Origin of the sequence: Streptomyces curacoi, from assembly GCF_001513975.1 — a bacterium.
Lineage (GTDB): Bacteria > Actinomycetota > Actinomycetes > Streptomycetales > Streptomycetaceae > Streptomyces > Streptomyces curacoi.
On sequence record NZ_KQ947984.1, the window covers coordinates 147851 to 168305 of the forward strand.

Genomic DNA, 20455 nt, shown 5'->3' on the forward strand with positions numbered 1-20455 from the left:
TTGACGTGATCGACGGGCGCTCCTTAGCGTGTCCACGTTTATGAATACCGTCCACGCATGCGGTCGCTGAGCCAAGCCGAGCCAAGGAGACCCGACGATGCCCGCACCCCGCACCGTTCTGCTCACCGGCGCCGCCGGCGGACTCGGCACCCTGATGCGGGACCTGCTCCCGGCGTACGGCTACGAGCTGCGGCTGCTCGATCTGCGCCCCATCGAGGGCGAGCCGGACGCGATCGTCGCCGACCTCGCCGACAAGGCCGCCGTGCGCGAGGCCGTGCGGGGCGTCGACGCGATCATCCACCTCGCGGGCATCTCCCTGGAAGCCCCGTTCGAGAAGATCCTCAAGGCGAACATCGAGGGCACCTACAACCTGTACGAGGCCGCCCGCGAGGAGGGCGTGGGTCGCATCGTCTTCGCCTCCTCCAACCACGCGGTCGGCTTCACACCCCGCCCTCAGGGCGACGCACCGCACGACCCGAGCGCGCTCATCCCCATCGACACCCCGCGCCGCCCGGACACCTTCTACGGCCTGTCGAAGTCCTTCGGCGAGGATCTCGCGCAGTTCTACTGGGACAAGTACGGCCTGGAGACGGTGTCCGTGCGCATCGGCTCCTGCTTCCCCGAGCCGACCAGCGTGCGCATGCTCTCGGTGTGGATGAGTCCCGCCGACGGCGCCCGCCTCCTCCACGCGGCCCTGACCGCCGGGCATGTCGGGCACACCGTCGTCTACGGCTCCTCCGCGAACACCCGCCTGTGGTGGGACCTCACCACCGCCCGCGCCCTCGGCTACGAGCCGCAGGACGACTCCGAGCCGTACGCCGAGAAGCTCATCGCCGAGCAGGGCGAGCTCGACCCGGACAACATCGCGCACGCCTACCTGGGCGGCCACTTCGTGAGCGACCCGCCGATCTGGCCGTACTGACACCGTCACGCACGGCGGAAAACGAGCGTCCGGGGAGCGGACGGGCACCGAACGGGCCCGTCCGCTTCCGCATTCGGGCATCCGCGCTGCCCGATCCCACGTCGCGATCTACGGCCGCCCAGGTCCGAGACGGTCACGCGCCGAGCCGGACGGGCACAAACGGGCAGCATCGACTCGGCAACAGAGCTGTTCAGACCCGCATGGCCGCTGTAGAACTTCCCCCATGGGCCCCACCGGGCCCGAACGGGCAAGACGACCGACCGCCCCGGAGGCGATCGCGTCACGCAGCACAGCACGGAAGCGGGTGTCGACGATGACGACGGCCAACACGGCGAAGACCGCCGAGGAACGCCAGCGTGAGATCGTGCGCCTCGCGCGGGCCACCGGCTCGGTCGATGTCACCGCGCTCGCCTCGGAGCTCGGTGTGGCCAAGGAGACCGTGCGTCGGGACCTGCGGGTCCTGGAGGACCACGGCCTGCTCCGCCGCACCCATGGCGGCGCCTACCCCGTGGAGAGCGCCGGCTTCGAGACGACGCTCGCCTTCCGCGCCACCAGCCACGTGCCCGAGAAGCGCCGGATCGCCGCCGCGGCGGCCGGGCTGCTCGGGGACGCCGAGACGGTCTTCGTCGACGAGGGCTTCACCCCGCAGCTCGTCGCCGAGGCCCTGCCCAGGGACCGGCCGCTGACCGTGGTCACCGCGTCCCTGCCGGTCGCGGGCGCGCTCGCCGAGTCCGAGAACATCTCGGTCCTGCTGCTCGGCGGCCGGGTGCGCTCCGGCACGCTGGCGACCGTCGACCACTGGACGACGAAGATGCTCGCCGGCTTCGTCATCGACCTGGCGTTCATCGGCGCCAACGGCATCTCCCGCGATCACGGCCTCACCACCCCCGACCCGGCGGTCAGCGAGGTCAAGTCGCAGGCGATCCGGTCCGCGCGGCGTACGGTCTTCGCCGGGGTGCACACCAAGTTCGGAGCGGTCAGCTTCTGCCGCTTCGCCGAGGTCGGCGCACTGGAAGCGATCGTGACGAGCACCCTGCTCCCCGCGGCCGAGGCCCACCGCTACTCACTGCTCGGGCCACAGGTCATCCGCGTCTGACGTCCGGGCCCGCCCCGGCACCCACCCGACTCCGAGATCCAGAAATCCAACCCACGCCACCCCATAGGGCACCCCCATACCCACCACCGCCCCCTTTGCACCTAAATGTCCAGGAGCACCCCATGCGAACCCAGAGCCGACGCGCGCCACGCCCTCTCCTCCTCGTGGCTGCCGTAGGGACGCTGATCACCCCGCTCGCCGCCTGCGCGGGCGCCGGCGGGTCCGGATCCTCCGACGGTAAGTCCATCAACGTCCTGATGGTGAACAACCCGCAGATGGTGGAGCTCCAGAAGCTCACGGCGGACAACTTCACCAAGGACACCGGGATCAAGGTGAACTTCACCGTCCTGCCCGAGAACGACGTCCGCGACAAGATCAGCCAGGACTTCGCCAACCAGGCGGGCCAGTACGACGTCGCCACCCTCAGCAACTACGAGATCCCGATCTACGCCAAGAACGGCTGGCTCCACTCCCTGGACTCCTACGTCAAGGGCGACAAGGCCTTCGACCAGGGCGACATCCTCAAGCCGATGACGCAGGCCCTCACCGCCGAGGACGGCAAGCTCTACGGCGAGCCCTTCTACGGCGAGTCCTCCTTCCTGATGTACCGCAAGGACGTCTTCGAGAAGGAAGGGCTGACCATGCCCGCCAAGCCCACCTGGAAGCAGGTCGCCGACCTCGCCGCGAAGGTGGACGCGGCCGAGGCCGACATGAAGGGCATCTGCCTGCGCGGCCTGCCCGGCTGGGGCGAGGTGATGGCACCGCTGACCACGGTCATCAACACTTTCGGCGGCACCTGGTTCGACAAGGGCTGGAACGCACAGCTGGACTCCAAGGAGTCCAAGCAGGCCACGCAGTTCTACGTCGACCTGGTCCGCAAGCACGGTGAGGCGGGCGCCGCACAGTCCGGCTACGCCGAGTGCCTGAACAACATGACCCAGGGCAAGACGGCCATGTGGTACGACGCCACCGCCGGCGCCGGCTCCCTGGAGGCCTCCGGCTCCCCGGTCAAGGGCAAGATCGGCTACGTACCCGCCCCGGTCGAGAAGACCGACAGCTCCGGCTGGCTCTACACCTGGGCCTGGGGCATCCAGAAGGCGTCCAAGAACGCCGAGAACGCCTGGAAGTTCATCTCCTGGGCCTCCGGCAAGGACTACGAGAAGCTCGTCGGCGAGAAGATCGGCTGGGCCAACGTGCCGGCGGGCAAGCGGACGTCGACGTACGACATCCCGGAGTACCGCAAGGACGCGGCCGCCTTCGCCGACGTCACCCGGGACGCCATCGCGAACGCCAAGCCGGAGGACCCGGGCGTGCAGCCCCGGCCCGCGCCCGGCATCCAGTTCGTCGGCATCCCCGAGTTCACCGACCTCGGCACCAAGGTCTCCCAGGAGATCAGCGCCGCGATCGCCGGCCGCCAGTCGGTGGACAGCGCGCTGAGCAAGGCGCAGAAGCTCGCCGAGGCCGTCGGAAAGAAGTACCAGTGATGACCGTGACGACTCCCCCCACCCGGGTCGCCGCCGCCTCCCCGCGGCCGGCGGCCCGGCGGCCGAACCGTATGCGCGCCTGGGCCACCCGGGCCCCGCTGCTGCCCGCGCTGATCTTCATGATCGTCGTGACGCAGCTGCCCTTCGTGGCCACCCTGGTCATCTCGTTCTTCGACTGGAACGCCCTCTACCCCGACGACCGCCACTTCGCCGGCTTCGCCAACTACGCCGAAGTGCTGAGCACACCCGACCTGCGCAGGTCGGTGTGGACGACGGTCCTGCTGACCGCCACCGTCGTACTCGTCAGCCTCGTACTCGGCCTGCTGCTGGCGCTCCTGCTGGACCGGAGGTTCCGCGGCCGGGCCGCCGTACGCACGATGCTCATCGCCCCGTTCCTACTGGTGCCGATCGCGGCGGCGCTGCTGTGGAAGCACGTGCTGTTCAACCCCGAATACGGCCTGTTCAACGGCATCCTGCACTGGATCGGAGGCGACGGGGCGGCCCAGCCGGACTGGATCTCCGAGATGCCGCTGATGGCAGTCGAAGCGTCCCTGATCTGGCAGTGGACGCCGTTCATGACGCTGATCCTGCTCGCCGGACTCCAGAGCCGCGACCCGCAGCTCATCGAGGCGGCCCGGGTGGACGGCGCCAACGACTGGCAGGTGTTCGTCCACATGACGCTGCCGCACATCCGCCGCTACATCGAACTGAGCGTGCTGCTCGGCTCGATCTACATCGTGCAGAACTTCGACGCGGTGTACACCATCACCTCCGGCGGCCTGGGCACCGCGAACCTGCCGTACACCATCTACCAGACCTTCTACCAGGCGCACGAGAACGGCCTCGCCTCGGCGGCCGGCGTCATCGTCGTCATCGGCTCGATCATCCTCGCGACCTTCGCCCTGCGCGTCGTGTCGTCCCTGTTCCGCGCGGAGGTGTCCCGCTGATGACCGCCACGCTCACCACCGCAGCCCCGCGACGGCCCCACCCCCGCGGCCGGTTCCAGGGCGCCGCCCTGGGCATCGCGGCCTGGCTGGCCGGCATCCTCTTCGTACTCCCCATCCTCTGGATGGCCCTGACGTCCTTCCACTCCGAGGCGGACGCCGCGACCAACCCGCCCTCCCTCGCCGCCTCCCTCACCCTGGACAGCTACCGCGAGTTCTTCGGCGCGGGCGGCGGCGCCAGCCCCTGGCCCTCCCTGATCAACTCGGCGACGGCGTCGGTGGCCTCCACACTGCTGACGCTGCTCCTGGCACTACCCGCCGCCTACGCACTGTCGATCCGCCCGGTGAAGAAATGGACCGACGTCCTGTTCTTCTTCCTCTCCACCAAGATGCTTCCGCTGGTGGCGGGCCTGCTGCCGATCTACCTGTTCGCGAAGAACGCCGGCCTGCTCGACAACATCTGGGCGCTGGTCATCCTCTACACGGCCATGAACCTGCCGATCGCGGTCTGGATGATGCAGTCCTTCCTCGCCGAGGTGCCCGTCGCGATCATCGAGGCGGCACAGATCGACGGCGCGCGCCTGCCGACGATCCTGGGACGGGTAGTGGCCCCCATCGCCCTGCCCGGCATCGCCGCAACATCCCTGATCTGCTTCATCTTCAGCTGGAACGAGCTGCTGTTCGCTCGTGTGCTGACCGGCGTGGTGGCCGAGACGGCCCCCGTCTTCCTGACCGGCTTCATCACCAGCCAGGGCCTGTTCCTGGCCAAGGTGTGCGCCGCGTCGCTCGTCATCTCCCTGCCGGTGCTCGCCGCGGGGTTCGCCGCCCAGGACAAGCTGGTCCAGGGCCTGTCGTTGGGAGCCGTGAAATGAAGGCCGCCGTCATCGAGTCCGTGGGCAAGGCCGTGGTCGCGGAGGTTCCGGATCCCGCGCCGGGCCCGCGCGAGGTCGTCGTCGAGGTCGCGGCGTGCGGCCTGTGCGGCACCGATCTGCACATCCTCCAGGGCGAGTTCGCCCCGAAGCTGCCGATCGTGCCCGGGCACGAGTTCGCGGGCGAGGTGGTCGGGGTCGGCTCCCAGGTCACGGAACTGTCGGTGGGCGACCGGGTAGCGGTGGACCCGTCCCTGTACTGCTACGAGTGCCGCTACTGCCGTACCGGCCACAACAACCTGTGCGAGCGGTGGGCGGCGATCGGCGTGACGACGGCCGGCGGCGCGGCGCAGTTCGCGGTGGCGCCGGTGGCGAACTGCGTCAAGCTCCCCGAGCATGTCCGCACCCAGGACGCGGCCCTCGTCGAGCCCCTGTCGTGCGCCGTCCGCGGCTACGACGTCCTGCAGTCCCGCCTCGGCGCCCACGTCCTCATCTACGGCTCCGGAACGATGGGCCTGATGATGCTGGAGCTCGCCAAGCGGACGGGCGCGGCGAGCGTGGACGTGGTGGACGTGAACCCGCAGCGCCTGGAGACGGCCCGCCGCCTCGGCGTCTCGGCGTCGGCGGCCAGCCCCGACGAACTGGACCGGCCGCAGGGCTGGGACCTGGTGGTGGACGCGACGGGCAACGCGGCGGCGATCCAGGACGGGCTGGACCGGGTGGCCAAGGCGGGCACCTTCCTGCAGTTCGGGGTGGCGGACTATGCGACGCGGGTGACGATCGACCCGTACCGCATCTACAACCAGGAGATCACCATCACGGGCTCCATGGCGGTCCTGCACAGCTTCGAGCGAGCGGCGGAGCTGTTCGCGAACGGGGTCCTGAACCCCGAGGTCTTCATCAGCGACCGCATCCCGCTGGAGCGCTACCCGGAGGCGCTGGATCAGTTCGCGTCGGGGGTGGGCCGCAAGATCGTGGTGGTGCCGTAAGCATCTCGCTCTGCGAGTCCAGCCTCTTGGCCGACCGAGTCGGGTGGTGGGGGGCAAAGGCCCGGCTGTCCAGGGGGCGGAGCCCCCTGGCGGGGTCGAAGGGGGCTCCGCCCCTTCTGGGGGTCCCCCCTTTCCGCCAAATGGGCCCTGAGTAAGGGAACGGTAAAACGCCCCCGCTCGTTGACCGGGCATGACAGCTATGACCCCCGGCTCGAACATCCCTCTCTCCGCCGCCCGCGTGACGGTGGACGTCGCCGCACCGGTGCGGCTCGACGTATCGGGCCTGCTGCTCACCGCCGACGGCAAGGTGCGCTCCGACGACGACTTCATCTTCTACAACCAGCCGAGCGGCCCCGGCGTGACGTACCGCTCGGGCGGCGGCACCAGCCCCGACGCGATCACGGTCGACACGGCCGCCGTACCCCCCGGCATCGAGAAGATCGTCGTCACCGCCAGCCCGGACGCCGCCGGCCAGACCTTCCAGGGCATCGAACCGACGGCCACCATCCGCAACGCGGACGACAACAGCGTCCTGGCCACCTTCACGCCCCCGCAGCTCGGCACCGAGACGGCGCTGGTGATCGTCGAGATCTACCTGCGCAACGGCCAGTGGAAGGCCCGCGCGGTCGGCCAGGGCTACGCCAACGGCCTGGCCGGCATCGCCACCGACTTCGGCGTCACGGTCGAGGAACCGGCCCCGGCCCCCACCCCCGTGGCCCCACCGCAGCCGGCCACCCCGCCCGCGCCCGCCATGCAGCCGCCGGTCACCCCGCCGGCCCCGCCCATGTCCACTCCCCCGATGCCCCAGGCCCCCGCCGCTCCCCCGGCCCCGCCCGCGCCTCCCGCGCCCGGCGCCGGAAAGATCAACCTCGACAAGGGCCGGGTCAACCTCCAGAAGAACCAGACCGTCTCCCTGGTCAAGGGCGGCCGCCCCCTGCTCTCCCAGGTCAAGATGGGCCTCGGCTGGGAACCGGCGTACCGCGGCAAGGACATCGACCTCGACGCCTCGGTCATCGCGTACGGACCGCAGCGCAACCACATCGACAGCTGCTATTTCGGCAAGCTCCAGATCGTGAACGGCTCGATCCGCCACTCCGGCGACAACCTCACGGGCGAGGGCGGAGGCGACGACGAGGTGATCACCGTCGACCTCGGGCGGCTGCCGCAGGACGTCACCGGGCTCGTCTTCACCGTCAACTCCTTCTCCGGCCAGAAGTTCACCGAGGTCGCCAAGGCCTACTGCCGGCTCATGGACGCCACGACCGGCGAGGAACTCGTCCGCTTCGACCTCACCAACGCCGAACCCCAGACCGGCGTGATGATGGCCAAGCTCATCCGCCAGTTCTCCGGTGAGTGGGAGATGACGGCCATGGGCGACTTCGTGAAGGCCCGCACCGTACGGAACATGGTAAAGCCGGCGGCACAGGCGCTGTAGTCGCCACAGACCGGCCGTACGACGTACAGGGCGCCCCGCCCCGCAGGGGCGCCCGGCACGTCCGCAGACGGGGCCGCCGTCCCGTCACATGAACGTGAAGATGCCGAGGAAGGCGAGGGCCGGCCGGAACAGCGGCAGGACGACCGTCCAGTAGAGGCGGAAGAAGCCGGCGCCGTCGATCCGCCCCGCGTCCAACAGCTCGTCCGGCAGCGAGTTCTGGGCGTACTGGCCCATCCAGAAGATGCCGAAGGCGTTGGCCGCGCCGGGGATGATCAGTGCCTTCAGGGAAGGATCAGGCGGAGCCCCGCACCACCAGCTCGGGGATGACCCATGCGTCCGGGCCGCTCATCGGTTCCTCACCCGCCCGCAGCCGGGCCACCTGCTCCACGGCCAGCCGCCCGAGCCGCCGCTTGTCGATGTGCAGGGTGGTCAGGCCGGGCTCCACCAGCTCGCCCAGCGACAGTCCGTCGAAGCCGAGAACGGCCAGGTCGTCCGGTACCCGCCGGCCGCGGCGCCGGGCTGCGCGCATCGCGCCGACGGCGATGAGGTCGTTGAAGCCGAACACCGCGGTGATCTCGGGCCGTGCGTCGAGCAGTCGCGCCATGCCCGCCTCGCCCCCGGCCACGCTGTGCTCGTCGCACAGCACGATCCAGCCGTCGTCGACGGGCAGGCCGTGCCGCCGGGCCTGCTCCAGGAAGGCCTGCCGGCGCGGGCCTGGGCCGTGCACCCCGTCCAGCATGCCGATCCTGCGGTGCCCCGCGCCCACCAGGTGGGCCATGCCCTGTTCCAGACCGGCGGCGGCGTCGATCCCCACGGCCGCGAAACGGGTCTGCTGCGGGCCGCGCTCCAGCAGCACCACCGGTACGCCGCCGAGGTGCCGGGCGAGCACGTCGTCGGAGCTCTTGAAGTAGCCCACGACCGCATCGGTCTGGTGGGAGAGCACATCGAGCGCCTCACGCTCCCTGTCCTCGTCGATGCGGGAGTCCCACATCACGACCTGCCAGCCCCGCTGCTCGGCCGCCTCCAGCACCCCGGCGGCCACCTCGGGGAAGAAGGGGTTCATCAGGTCCGGGATCACCAGGCCCGCCGTCACGGTCCCCTTCCGCACCAGCCCGCGCGCGAAACGGCTCGGCCGGTAGTCCAGCAGCCGCGCCGCCTCCAGCACGCGTTCCTTCGTGGCCGGGTCGATCTCGCCCTTGTCGTTGACCGCGCGGGAGACCGTCTGGCGGGACACCCCGGCCAGTCGTGCGACGTCATGGATCGTGGCTCGGCGGCGGGTGCCGTCAGACCGTTCGACACCCGGCTCCCGCTGCTGATCGTCCGCCCACACGCGTGCACTGTATCCGGCCAGGTAGGCGCCGCGGCAGGGCCCGGTGGCGCGCGGGCGGGCCTGGGACGTCCTGTGGACCACGCGGTGTCAAAGCAAATATGTGTTGCAATGCTGACATGATCCGACCCTAGTTCATCTCCGCAAGCGCCAGTCCCGCACCCTGAGGTGCGGGACTGGCGCTTAGCCGATCATCATCGGCCCGATACAGGCAGTGAGCGTGCCACTGATCTGCTATGTAGCTCCCGCCACAAGACCATTGACGACAAAATGCCAGACGGATTCACCGTGACTCCGTACACGCGCCTCGTTCCAACCGGTGCGATGCTCCTCACCCGGTCCAGCGCCACGGACTCGTCGTAGCCATGCATCTCACTGCGCGCCGGGACCACGTGTCCAACCGCGTGAGCCACCTTACCCAGCCTGGCTGCTTTGTATCCGATACGCAGGTTCAGAAGTCCAGCAAGATGCACCAAGGCGGTGGCCCGCGAAACCTCCACAATGTGGATCGGTCGCCGACTCGCGACAACATAGCCATTGATGGAGCGCTCCCCCTTCTGCTGACGGTAAATTTCACGAACCCGATTGGCAACGCCAAAGCGCAGAAGGACATCGGAGACTTGCGCCGCCAGCAACGGCGATACGGTGGCGAACTCCATGGAGCCATGTACTGTCCCGCGTGGATTGATCCTCTCCCGGACGCAGCCATCAGTATCAACTAGTCCAGAGAGACATCCAAGCCAGAACTCGCTGCTGAGTTCTGTATCTGGTAACGACTTCCTGTCACACCGCTGCCCCCACACACCGTATCGTCGAAGGCATTCGGTAAGCGGATTGCGATGCCCCACTCGGTATGGGAAGCGCAGACGCACGATGGTTCCCCTCGGAATCTCACGGACCCCGCATCCGTGCTCCGCAGCAAAGTCTCGCATGAACTGCACTGCGCCATCATGGGGGTCACCATGGAACTCTGGGGTGCAGGACGTCGTTCCGCCGTCACCAAGCATCGCGCCCACGAAGTACCCTTCGCGAGCGCTCCCTTCTGTTCCGAAACATGCGGCCACAAGCGGGAACGGTATCCGATCGCCAGGGACCAGAGAGTCGGTCCTCTTCCATTCCCATGACTGGCGGCCTGTCCGTCGCTGCGTCACCCAACCCTGGTCAGCCCCCGCCTCAATGATGCGGCCGGAAACGAATTTGATGCTGTGCACCTCACCTGGGCTTCCGCCGGACCAAGCGCGGGGGACGGATGAGACAAGTTCGCCAACCGAATGGTCCCGCGGACCTTGGTTGGCCCCGTATCTAACAGGTCTGGTGTCCCACTCCTTGCTGTACGAAAGCACGGGGAGGCGTCTCGCAACGACTTCCTCAATGGCCCGCACCGAGCCATCTGGAAGCCACACTCGCGAGCCCTCGGAAAACCCTCCCCGTGGTTCCACGCCCATGGATTCTCCGCGCCTCGTTCGGAAAGTGTTTCGATGAATGAACGCTATTCCGATGCAGCGAGGCACTCAGGTAAACCGATCAATGTCACCCGATCGGAGTATCCGGATCTATGATCGCCGCTGCCGCTTCCATGGCCCGGTGATGGCAAACATGATGCCCGGGTCCTGGATGCAGGCGTAGAGGGTCCTGCCGTCGGGAGAGAAGGTGACTCCGGCGAACTCGCTGTATTCGGGCTCGTCTTCGGTGCCGACGTTGAGGTCGTTGCGGGCGATGGGGTACGTACGGCCGCTGTCCGTCGCGCCGAAGAGGTGCGAGACGCCCTCGCCGTCCTCGGCGAGGATGATGCCGCCGTACGGGGAGACGGTGATGTTGTCGGGCCCGTCGAAGGCGCCGTCGACGGAGGGGTCGGGGTTGACGCCGAGCAGGACCTTGAGCGTCAGGGTTCGGCGCTTGGGGTCGTAGAACCAGACCTGGCCGTCGTGCGCGGCGCCGGGGCTCTCCTCACGGGCGTAGGAGGAGACGAGGTACGCGCCGCCGTCGCCCCACCACATGCCCTCCAGCTTGCGGGCGCGGGTGACCTCACCGGCGCCGAACTGCCTGCGCACGGCGACGGTCCTGGCGTCGCGGTCGGGGACGTCCACCCAGTCGACGCCGTAGACGGTGCCGATCTTCGTGGCGCGGGAGAGGTCGTCGACGAACTTGCCGCCGGAGTCGAAGCACTTGGGGGCCTGCAGGACGCCCGCGTCGTCGGCGAGGGTGCGGAATTTGCCGCGGCCGTGCTCGAAGCCCTTCGGCGGGGTCCAGCGGAAGAACAGGCCGTTGGGCGAGGCCGCGTCCTCGGTGAGGTAGGCGTGGCCGCGCTTGGGGTCGATGACGACGGCCTCGTGGTCGTAGCGGCCGAAGAACTTCAGCGGCTTGGGGTCGCGGTTGGCGCGCCGGTCGACGGGGTCGACCTCGAAGACGTAGCCGTGGTCCTTGGTCATGCCGTTGGTGCCGGCCTTGTCGGAGTTCTCCTCGCAGGTGAGCCAGGTGCCCCAGGGGGTGCGGCCGCCCGCGCAGTTGGTGGAGGTGCCGGCGATGCCGACCCACTCGGCGACCCGGCCGTCGGGGCGCACCTCGACGACCGTGCAGCCGCCGGATGCGGCCGGGTCGTAGACCAGCCCCTCGATGAGCGGGACCGGGTGCTTCCAGTTGGCGCGTGGCCCCTTCAGCTCGTGGTTGTTGACGAGGAGGGTGGTGCCGCGCGGGCCGTCGAAGGCGGCCGTGCCGTCGTGGTTGGAGGGGGTGAACTCGCCCGACTCCAGCTTGGTTGTGCCGCTGTGGGTGATGACGCGGTATCTGAACCCGGCTGGCAGCGCGAGGATGCCCTTGGGGTCGGGGATCAGGGGTCCGTAGCCGACGCCGCCACCGTAGGCGTCCGCGGACTCCTCGCTCGCGGTCTCGGCCTCTGTGGACGCGAGCGCGTTCGGCGCGGTGCCGAGCACGCCGGCACTGCCCGCCAGCGCGACACCGGCCCCGGTGATCGCGGAGTTTCTGGCGAAGTCCCTGCGGGTGAGCGACATGGTGTCTCCTGTGACAGTGGGTGCGCCGTGGAGGGTGGCGGACTGCGGGACGGCGCAACGGTCCCGCCCATGTCTGAACACCAGTTGAACAACGCCCCAAGGGGCGCGGGACTGTATCCATATGCGGCTCCGCCGCGTGGGCGCGACCAGCCACACTCAGCCCGCACCCGCAAGCCGAGATCAACCCCCCTGCTGCGACCGCGCCTTGAACGCGGCCTTCCGTGCTTCCTTCGCGATCTTCTTGTCCGGATGCAACCGCCCCATGGCCTCCAGCACATCCGCCGTCGCCGGATGATCCACCCGCCACGCCGCCGCGAAGAACCCGCTGTGCTGCGCGGCCAGGCCCTGCACCAGCGCCCTCAGTTCGTCCGAGTTGCCCTCGGCCGCCAGCTGGGCGGCGACCGTGTCGACGGTCAGCCAGAACACGAGGTCCTGGGACGGCGCGGGTACGTCGGCGGCGCCCGCCTCGGTCAGCCACACCCGGGCCAGCCCGCCCAGCTCCGGATCGTCGAGGACCTCCCGCAGCGCGGGCTCGGCCTCCGCACCGACCAGGGACAGCGCCTGCTGGCAGCGCAGCCGCCGCAGCGGCGCACCGGCGTCCAGACCTCGGGCGGCGGCGAGCAACTCCCGTGCGGCGGCGAGGGGTTCGCGCCGGGCCAGCCACTGCTCGGTCTCGGCCTGGGCGGCGTACTGCGGGAACGTGGCCGTCCCGTCGAGCAGCGCGTCGGCGCCCTTGTCGGCGAGGTCGCCGACCGCGGGCGCCTCGATGCCGGCCTCCAGCAGCCGCGAGCGCAGCCCGTACAGCCCGAGCGGGGTCAGCCGCACCATGCCGTAGCGCGACACGTCGGCGTCGTCGATACCGGCCGGCGGTTCCTCGGCGGCGCCCTCGGCGTCCGCCATCAGCGCCTCGTCCACCGGCTGGTACTCCACCAGCCCGACCGGCTCCAGCAGCCGGAACTGGTCGTCCAGGCGCATCATCGCGTCGGACACCTGCTCCAGCACGTCGTTCGTGGGCTCGCCCATGTCGCTGGGCACGATCATCGACGCGGCGAGGGCGGGCAGCGGTACCGGTCCGTCGCCCGGCCCGTCCTCGCTGACGGTCAGCAGGTACAGGTTCCCGAGCACGCCGTCGAGGAACTCCGCCTCGGCCTCCGGGTCCCAGTCCAGCGTGGAGAGGTCCACCTCGCCGCCCGCGTCCATGGCGTCGACCAGGTCGTCGAGGTCGGGCACGCTCGCGTCGGCGAGCACCGTCTCCAGCGCGCCCAGCCACACCCCGAGCACGTCCTGCGGCGAACCGCCGGTCAGCAGCGCCAGTTCCGCGCCGGGCGCGACCGTGCCCGCCTCCTCGTCGACGACCTCGACCAGCCCGGTGCCGACGGCCACCCGCCAGGCCTCGCTGGCGTACGCGGCGGCGTCGTCCCCGCTCAGCCCGAGCACTTCGGCGGCCGCGGGCAGTTGCTCGTCGACCAGGCCGCCGCCGGCGTCGACCCGGGTGTCGGGGCCGGCCCAGCGGGCCAGCCGCGCGGCCCGGGAGAGCAACGGCGTGGACAGCGCGTCCCGCGCCAGCTCCGCTTCGGGGTGCAGCCGCACCGGCGGCAGGGGGGAGCTGTCTGACATCGGTTGGTTCTCCTAGCACGCTCTGCAGGGCCGTACGCATCACGGCTCAGCCGCATACACATCACGGCTCAGCCGCTCAGCCTAGACGGATTTCCACCCATGCCGCCCGGTTCATCTCTCCGTCAGGAGCCGTACATGGCCGAAACCTTGACAAGTGGCCTGACCAGGCACGAGATTACGCGCGTAGAAACTTGGCGGACATGTGTTCACTGTATTTTCTACGCGCGTTGCCGCCCCACCGGCCGCGACTCCCGTGTTCCGAGCTCCACCCTCGTCCCGGCACCCACGCACGTCCCCGGAGGGATCCCGTTGCCGAGCAAGAAGTCCGCGCGTCTCGCCGCGCTCACCGTCGCCGCCGTCTGTTCCGCGGCGTCCACCGTCGTCCTCACCGCCCCCGCGCACGCGGACTCCGTGCGCATCCATGACATCCAGGGCAGCACCCGAATATCACCGTACGCCGGGAAGCAGGTCACGGATGTGGCCGGAATCGTCACCGGCGTACGTACCTACGGCTCGTCCAGAGGCTTCTGGATCCAGGACCCGGACGCGGACGCGGACCCGGCCACCAGCGAGGGTGTCTTCGTCTTCACCAGCTCCGTCCCGAAGGTCGCCGTCGGCGACTCGGTCCTGGTCTCGGGCACGGTCGCCGAGTACGTCCCGGGCGGCGCCTCCTCCGGCAACCAGTCGCTGACCGAGATCACGCGTCCGACGGTCACCGTCGTCTCCAGCGGCAACGCCGTCCCGGCCGCGACGGTCGTCGACGAGGACTCGGTGCCGGACGAGTACACCGCGGCCGGCGACGCCGCCGCGAACGGCTCGATCAACGGTCTGACGCTCCAGCCGGCGAAGTACGCCCTGGACCACTACGAGTCCCTGGAGGGCATGAACGTCCGGGTCGCCGACGCCCGGGTGGTGACCGCGACCGACGACTTCAACGAGCTCTGGGTCACGGTGAAGCCGTGGGAGCACCGCAACCGCCGCGGCGGCACGGTCTACGGCTCCTACGACTCCCAGAACACCGGCCGCCTGCAGATCCAGTCGCTCGGCAAGGCCGCCGACTTCCCGGCCGCGAACGTCGGTGACACCCTCGCCGGCCCCACCACGGGCCCGCTGGACTACACCCAGTTCGGCGGCTACACCCTCGTCGCGAGCGAGCTCGGCACGCTCAAGAGCGGCGATCTCAAGCGGGAGACCACGCAGAAGCAGGGGCGCGGCGAGCTCGCCGTGGCGACGTACAACGTCGAGAACCTCGACCCGTCCGACGGCACGTTCGCCGCGCACGCCGCCGCGATCGTGAACAACCTCCAGTCGCCCGACATCGTGTCCCTGGAGGAGATCCAGGACAACAACGGCGCGACGAACGACGGTACGGTCGCCGCCGACCGGACGATGCAGAAGCTGATCGACGCGATCGTGGCCGCGGGCGGCCCGACGTACGACTGGCGCTCCATCGACCCGGTGAACAACGCCGACGGCGGTCAGCCGGGCGGCAACATCCGCCAGGTCTTCCTGTTCAACCCCGAGCGGGTCTCCTTCACCGACCGCGCGGGCGGCGACGCCGCGACGGCGGCCGGCGTGACCAAGGTGAACGGCAAGGCGGCGCTGACGGTCTCCCCCGGCCGTGTCGACCCGGCGGACGAGGCCTGGGCCAACAGCCGCAAGCCGCTGGTCGGCGAGTTCGTCTTCCGCGGCAAGACGGTCTTCGTGATCGCCAACCACTTCGCCTCCAAGGGCGGCGACCAGTCGCTGCACGCGCAGTACCAGCCGCCGGTGCGCAGCTCGGAGACCCAGCGCCACCTCCAGGCGACCTCGGTCAACGCCTTCGTCAAGGACATCCTGGCCGTCCAGAAGAACGCGGACGTCGTCACGCTCGGCGACATCAACGACTTCGAGTTCTCCGGCACCGCCGAGCGGCTGGAGGACGGCGGCGCGCTGTGGTCGGCGATCAAGTCGCTGCCGAGGAGCGAGCGCTACTCGTACGTCTACCAGGGCAACGCCCAGACGCTGGACCAGATCCTGATCAGCCCGTCGATCCGGAAGTCCTGCGACTTCGAGTACGACAGCGTGCACATCAACTCGGAGTTCAACGACCAGATCAGCGACCACGACCCGCAGGTGCTGCGGTTCCGGCCGTAGCCTCCGGTGTGTGTCAGGGCCGGCTGAACACGCCGTTCAGCCAGCCCTTCCACGCGGCTTCGTCCGCCTCGGCGTCGGCGTCCGGCGCGAAGTCGTGGACGCTGACGCCGACGACGTAACCCCAGTGGTTGCGCCCGAAGACGCGGATCAGGGCGTCGTCGGTGCGCAGGCCGATGAAGTAGGGGTCGCGGTAGTCGACGACCGCGTCCAGGGCCTTCCCGCCGGGCCCCTGGACGCTCACCCTGGCTCCTTCGGCCGTGTCGTCCGCCAGACCGAGGGCCCTGCCGACGGTGGCGAGGGCGTCGGGGGTGCCGGAGGCCTCGGGCCCGTCGAAGGTGGTGAAGGCGACGGGGCGGCCGGCGAAGTGGGTCAGGTACTGGCTCAGGGTGTGCAGATAGAAGTCGGTGTGCTTGCTGGCGCCGTCGTACTGGTTGTCCCAGTCGTCGACGAAGATCCCGCTGTGCACGTACCGCACCCAGGCGCGCCGGCCGTCGTCGCGTGGCTCGATGGTGTAGTCGAGCTGGTTGAGGGTCTGCTCGGAGATGCCCTCGACGTCCTCGACGCGGTTGGTGTAGCGGTGCGGCGGGTCCCAGGCGAGGATCGTGGACCCGAAGGGCCCCTTGCCGCCCTCGCGCGGCTCGGGGGGCTCCATCGGCCACAGCCAGCCGCCGGTTCCCTCGGTGATCGCCTCCCAGACCTGCTCGGGCGTGGCGTCGACCTCGATCTCGCGGGCGATCTCGAATTCCTTGGACATGGTGGACTCCTGAGTACTACTGCTGCTGCTGCTCCAGCTGCGGGGCGGACTGCTGGTCCTTGACCGTGGGATGGACGGCGACGACGATCCGGTGGTCCCGGCCGCCCTCGGCGTCGGGCGCGTCGTACTTGTGGATCAGCGCGCTCACACCCGCCGTCAACTCCTGGACGAAGGCGGCGCGGTCGGCGGCCGAGGCGAAGCGGACTTCGCCGTCCAACGCGTAGGTCGCCAGCCGCTTGCGGGCCTTCGTCGCGCCGGTGATCAGCGAGCCGACGTCCCGGACCAGCCGGGCGCCGAGTGCGAGCAGCCAGCGGGCGGAGAGCTGGTCGCGGAAGCGGTCCGGGTCCGGCTGCACGGAGGCGAGCGCGAGCGGTGAGATCACGTACGAGGCGGCGGTCGCCCGCATCAGCCGCTCGGTGACGTTGCCCTTGCGGCGCTCGTCGGCCAGCTCGACCAGCCCGTGCCGCTCCAGCGCCTTGAGGTGGTAGTTCACCTTCTGCCTGGGCAGCCCGACCTGGCCGGCCAGCATGGCGGCCGACGCCGGGCCAGCCGCCAGCTCGGCGAGCAGCCGGGCCCTTATGGGGTCCAGGGAGACGGCTGCGGCCTCGGGGTCCTCGATCACGGTGACGTCCAGCATGGATCCACCGTCCCACCGAAAACTTTTTTTGTCCAGACGGTTCCAATTTTCGGTACGGCTCAGTCGGGGGCGAGGCCGAGGGCGTAGTCGTACCGGCTGACCGAGCCAGTGCTCTTGAGGCCCGGCCAGGTCTGGACGCGGTGCCACAGCTCCGTCGCCGAGCCGATGCCGTCGCCCGGCGCGGCGAGGGCGTCGATGTGGGCCTGGGCGCTCTCCCACTCGGCGTAGTTGAGGACGCGGGTGCCGTCGGTGCTGAGGTGGAAGTGGGCGGAGATGCCGCCCGGGTGGGGGGTGGGCTCGCTCTCCAGCGCCTCGAAGACGGCATCGACCCAGGCGCGCTGCCGGTCGGGGTCGGGGCCCTCGAACTCGACGTCGACGATCACGATGCAGCCGGGGACGCGCGTGTCGCCCTCGCGGGCGCCGCTGCGGTAGTGCCGGTACCGGCCGAGCCACAGCCGCTCGATGCCGGGTACGGCGGTGTCGATCTCGTCGACGCGCTCCTGCCGGTGGACCTTGACGAAGGCCTCGTAGGCCTGCTCGCTCCGCCACTGCGAGTAGTGGAGGAGGGTGGTGGAGTCCTGGCCGGTGTAGACGTAGTAGCCGAGCAGATCGTCGGTGGGCCAGGGGCGGCGCTCCCAGGTGCCGGCGATCGCCTCGACGGTCTGCTTCTGGCTCAGGGCGTCACCGACCCGCCAGGTGCTGAAGAAGGGGGCGCCGACCTCGGGGCGGGCGAGGTCGGGGTGGGCGTCGGTGCGACGGGCCATGGGGGCCTCCGGGATTCGGTGGTCGATGCGTGCACCGATCACCTTTCGACCTCAACCGGACTTGAGGTCAAGTCCCTTGGCGGAGCGCGGAATTCGGGACCGGGAGCGCACAGGAGCGGCTCCTCCGTGGCGACCACCGCGTCCACCGCCGCCCCGGCGATCAGCACCGGTCGCGGATGCCGCAGCCCGGCCTGCACGAGGGTGCGGACAGGGCGCGGCACGCCGTGCTCGACGGCGTGGCCCGCACGCGTCGCCATGTGCGGTCGCCTTGTGCGGAGCGCCGAATTCGGGACCCGGAAGCGCACGACAGCGGCGCGGGACCAGTGAGCAGTCCCGCGCCGCCACGCCCTTCCCTTCGCCGGTGCCCGGCCTCCTCAGCGGTGCCCGCCGTGCCGTCGCCGCAGCGCCTCCGTGGCGACCACCGCGCCCACCGCCGCCCCCGCGATCAGCACCGGCCGCGGATGCCGCAGCCCGGCCTGCACGAGGGTGCGGACAGGACGCGGCACGCCGTGCTCGACGGCGTGGCCCGCACGCGTCGCCTTGTCCTGGACGGTGTGGCCGGTGCGGTTCGCCCGGTCCTGGACCTGGTGACCGGCGAGCGCCGCCTTGTCCTGCACGGCGTGCCCCGCGCGTGCCGCTCGCTCCTGCACCGCGTGGCCCGCCTGGGCCGCGTTGCTGCGCAGCTGCACGGTCATCGCGCCCGCCTTGTCCCTGAGGTCCGCAGCACGGGCCATGGCCCGGCCCTTCAGGTCCGCCTTCTGCGCCAACTCGGCGACGGTGTCGCCGAGTTCGCCGCGGGTCCGTTCGATCTGGCCGCGCAGTTCCTCGGGCCCCTTGGCTCCGCCGCCGGCCTTCCCGGCCGCCGGCTTCGCCGCGGCACCGGCCTTCGCGGCACCGGCCTTCGCGGCGCCCTTCTTCGCGGCCTGTCCGCCGCCCGTGGCCCCCGCCTTCTTGTCGGTCATCGGTGTGCCCTTCCCTTGATCTCCTCGACGTCCGCCCTGACGCTGCCGAGCGCCTCCTCAGGGGCGGGAGGCGCGGCCCGCCGCAGCTGGGTGCGGCCGAGTGCCGCCAGCAGGCCCGCGAGCGCGAACAGCGCTCCGGTCACGATCAGCGCCGCGGCCCACACGGCCAGCGTCAACGAGAGCGCGGCGGTGGCCGCCGCGGCCAGGAACAGCAGACCCGCGTATGCGACGGCGCCGGCCGCGCCCAGCAGCCCGCCGCCGCGTCCGGCGCGCCGGCCCTTCTCGGCCAGCTCCTCCTTGACGAGGGCGACTTCCTGTCGTACGAGCCGGGAGAACTGTTCGCCGGCCTGCCCGGCGAGTTCGCCCATCGACTGGTGCCCGTTCCGCACCGGCTTCGGGGCCGTGGTCCCGGTCACGGTGTTCCGCCTCCTCTCGGTTCGGAACACTCCGGGTACCCGGACCGGCGACGCCTATCCTTTCCGCCCGCCGCCCGGCCCGTGCTCGCCCAGCCGGGCCAGCTGGGCCTGGAACCAGTCGAGGCGGGCCTGCAACAGCGCGGCCTCGGCGGCCAGTTCGGGCACGCCGAGCTTCTCGGCGTGCCCGAGGCCGGCCACCGCCACGGCCGCCCCCTCCCCGGCCACCACCCGCAGCCCCTCCCCGGCCAGCCGGGCGAACCCGGCGAGCGAGACGGACGTACGGCCGCGCAGGCAGCCCGCGCAGGAAGGGGCGAGCGCCCGCCAGCCGGGGCGGCCCCAGCCGGCGTCGGCCAGGGCGGCGGCGACCGTGCCGCAGGCGCACGGGCCGACGGTGGCGGTGCGCACCCGCTGACGGGCGTAACGGAAGCCGCGCTCGAATCGGATGTACCGGCCGAGCACGGTGACGTCGAGCAGGACGGCCGCCCGGTGCTCGGCCGTGCACAGCAGCGCCTCGGCCGCCGCACGGTCGTGCACGCAGTGGAAGCCGCAGTCGCAGCGGCGGTGCGGCGCCCGGTGGCGCAGGCCGTAGGCGCAGGACGCGTCGGCCAGGACTCCGTACGGCAGCGCGCCGCCCAGCGACACACCGGTGAAAGCGGTCCGGGTGCCGTCCTGGGACAGTACCGGGTGGGCGATCTTGTATCCGGTCGGCGGCTCCGTCGGGTGTTCCTCCGGAAGCCGCAGCCTCATCGGGCGGCCGGGACCTCTTCGGACGCGGACACCTCGATGTCCCTGAGTTCCTCGGCCAGTTGGAGTTCTTCGTCGCGGTCCTGCGGCCGCTCTTCCGCGACTCCGGTGGCGAGTGCCTTGCCGAGCTTCATGACGCCTCCCATGGCCAGGGGTGGTTGACCGTCCCGGCCATGGTGACCCATGACGGCCGACTTGGACACAGGGCCTCCAACGGCCCACCGCGCGTCGGTTCCTCGGCCGGGCCACCGCGTCCCCGGCCTCCTGCTCGCGGGGCGCATCGCAGCGTTCCTTACCGATACCTCGTAGCAGAATTAAGTGGAGCTACGCGATGGGCCCGCCGAGACTGCT

General features: G+C 70.4%; 20 protein-coding genes and 1 pseudogene. 8 read left to right on the forward strand and 13 right to left on the reverse strand.

Features of this window, described 5'->3' with window-relative positions; all coding sequences use genetic code 11:
- Positions 1 to 97: 97 nt before the first annotated feature.
- The 7 genes from AQI70_RS00675 to AQI70_RS00705 all read left to right on the forward strand — a co-directional run bounded on the left by AQI70_RS00675 (position 98) and on the right by AQI70_RS00705 (position 7739).
- Positions 98 to 922: an NAD-dependent epimerase/dehydratase family protein gene (locus tag AQI70_RS00675; protein ID WP_062142526.1), complete on the forward strand. Its 825-nt coding sequence runs from the start codon at positions 98 to 100 to the stop codon at positions 920 to 922.
- 313 nt (positions 923 to 1235) lie between these two features.
- On the forward strand, positions 1236 to 2018 hold the full coding sequence (locus tag AQI70_RS00680) for a DeoR/GlpR family DNA-binding transcription regulator (RefSeq protein ID WP_037889887.1): 783 nt from the start codon (positions 1236 to 1238) through the stop codon (positions 2016 to 2018).
- 122 nt (positions 2019 to 2140) lie between these two features.
- Positions 2141 to 3502 carry an ABC transporter substrate-binding protein gene (locus AQI70_RS00685; RefSeq protein ID WP_062142529.1) on the forward strand — a complete coding sequence of 454 codons (1362 nt, stop codon included), beginning with the start codon at positions 2141 to 2143 and terminating at the stop codon, positions 3500 to 3502.
- A complete protein-coding gene (locus AQI70_RS00690) occupies positions 3502 to 4449 on the forward strand; it encodes a carbohydrate ABC transporter permease (protein ID WP_062142532.1) in 948 nt (315 codons plus the stop codon). The genes AQI70_RS00685 and AQI70_RS00690 overlap by 1 nt, the downstream gene beginning before the upstream one ends.
- Positions 4449 to 5318, forward strand: coding sequence for a carbohydrate ABC transporter permease (locus AQI70_RS00695; RefSeq protein ID WP_062142535.1), 870 nt, complete (start codon positions 4449 to 4451; stop codon positions 5316 to 5318). Before AQI70_RS00690 ends, AQI70_RS00695 begins: the two co-directional genes overlap by 1 nt.
- Positions 5315 to 6304, forward strand: coding sequence for a zinc-dependent alcohol dehydrogenase family protein (locus AQI70_RS00700; RefSeq protein ID WP_062142538.1), 990 nt, complete (start codon positions 5315 to 5317; stop codon positions 6302 to 6304). Before AQI70_RS00695 ends, AQI70_RS00700 begins: the two co-directional genes overlap by 4 nt.
- Before the next feature lie 199 nt (positions 6305 to 6503).
- The gene (locus tag AQI70_RS00705) at positions 6504 to 7739 is read left to right on the forward strand and encodes a TerD family protein (protein WP_208607287.1); all 1236 of its coding nucleotides are present in this window, start codon (positions 6504 to 6506) and stop codon (positions 7737 to 7739) included.
- Between the two features lie 87 nt (positions 7740 to 7826).
- Here the strand turns inward: AQI70_RS00705 and AQI70_RS36905 are convergent.
- The 5 genes and pseudogenes from AQI70_RS36905 to AQI70_RS00720 all read right to left on the reverse strand — a co-directional run.
- Positions 7827 to 8027, reverse strand: a pseudogene (locus AQI70_RS36905) (ABC transporter permease subunit); the annotation flags it as partial.
- Between the two features lie 4 nt (positions 8028 to 8031).
- Entirely contained in the window at positions 8032 to 9069 is a 1038-nt protein-coding gene (locus AQI70_RS00710; RefSeq protein ID WP_079051092.1) for a LacI family DNA-binding transcriptional regulator, read from the reverse strand.
- A gap of 191 nt (positions 9070 to 9260) precedes the next feature.
- Positions 9261 to 10511 carry an LAGLIDADG family homing endonuclease gene (locus AQI70_RS40740; RefSeq protein WP_079051093.1) on the reverse strand — a complete coding sequence of 417 codons (1251 nt, stop codon included), beginning with the start codon at positions 10509 to 10511 and terminating at the stop codon, positions 9261 to 9263.
- Positions 10512 to 10619: 108 nt separating this feature from the next.
- Positions 10620 to 12074, reverse strand: coding sequence for an alkaline phosphatase PhoX (locus AQI70_RS00715; RefSeq protein WP_062142544.1), 1455 nt, complete (start codon positions 12072 to 12074; stop codon positions 10620 to 10622).
- Positions 12075 to 12254: 180 nt separating this feature from the next.
- Entirely contained in the window at positions 12255 to 13691 is a 1437-nt protein-coding gene (locus AQI70_RS00720; protein WP_062142547.1) for a hypothetical protein, read from the reverse strand.
- A gap of 309 nt (positions 13692 to 14000) precedes the next feature.
- Here AQI70_RS00720 and AQI70_RS00725 point away from each other — a divergent pair, with 309 nt between their 5' ends.
- Positions 14001 to 15827 (forward strand): endonuclease/exonuclease/phosphatase family protein, encoded by a 1827-nt coding sequence (locus AQI70_RS00725; protein ID WP_062142550.1) that lies wholly within the window; start codon positions 14001 to 14003, stop codon positions 15825 to 15827.
- A gap of 13 nt (positions 15828 to 15840) precedes the next feature.
- On the opposite strand, the gene AQI70_RS00730 is transcribed toward AQI70_RS00725, so the two are convergent.
- The 8 genes from AQI70_RS00730 to AQI70_RS40570 form a co-directional block, all read right to left on the reverse strand.
- Entirely contained in the window at positions 15841 to 16581 is a 741-nt protein-coding gene (locus tag AQI70_RS00730; protein WP_062142552.1) for an SRPBCC family protein, read from the reverse strand.
- 16 nt (positions 16582 to 16597) lie between these two features.
- Positions 16598 to 17218, reverse strand: coding sequence for an ArsR/SmtB family transcription factor (locus AQI70_RS00735; protein WP_062142555.1), 621 nt, complete (start codon positions 17216 to 17218; stop codon positions 16598 to 16600).
- A gap of 59 nt (positions 17219 to 17277) precedes the next feature.
- On the reverse strand, positions 17278 to 17982 hold the full coding sequence (locus tag AQI70_RS00740; protein ID WP_062144876.1) for an antibiotic biosynthesis monooxygenase: 705 nt from the start codon (positions 17980 to 17982) through the stop codon (positions 17278 to 17280).
- Between the two features lie 38 nt (positions 17983 to 18020).
- Positions 18021 to 18239 carry a hypothetical protein gene (locus AQI70_RS39940; protein WP_062142558.1) on the reverse strand — a complete coding sequence of 73 codons (219 nt, stop codon included), beginning with the start codon at positions 18237 to 18239 and terminating at the stop codon, positions 18021 to 18023.
- 117 nt (positions 18240 to 18356) lie between these two features.
- Positions 18357 to 18944, reverse strand: a complete 588-nt coding sequence (locus tag AQI70_RS00750; protein WP_244181425.1) for a DUF3618 domain-containing protein — start codon at positions 18942 to 18944, stop codon at positions 18357 to 18359.
- Complete coding sequence (locus tag AQI70_RS00755; RefSeq protein ID WP_062142561.1) at positions 18941 to 19360, reverse strand: phage holin family protein; 420 nt, start codon at positions 19358 to 19360, stop codon at positions 18941 to 18943. Before AQI70_RS00755 ends, AQI70_RS00750 begins: the two co-directional genes overlap by 4 nt.
- Positions 19361 to 19414: 54 nt before the next feature.
- Positions 19415 to 20107: a hypothetical protein gene (locus AQI70_RS00760; protein WP_062142564.1), complete on the reverse strand. Its 693-nt coding sequence runs from the start codon at positions 20105 to 20107 to the stop codon at positions 19415 to 19417.
- Positions 20104 to 20238, reverse strand: a complete 135-nt coding sequence (locus AQI70_RS40570; RefSeq protein ID WP_279616737.1) for a hypothetical protein — start codon at positions 20236 to 20238, stop codon at positions 20104 to 20106. The genes AQI70_RS00760 and AQI70_RS40570 overlap by 4 nt, the downstream gene beginning before the upstream one ends.
- Positions 20239 to 20455: the final 217 nt, after the last annotated feature.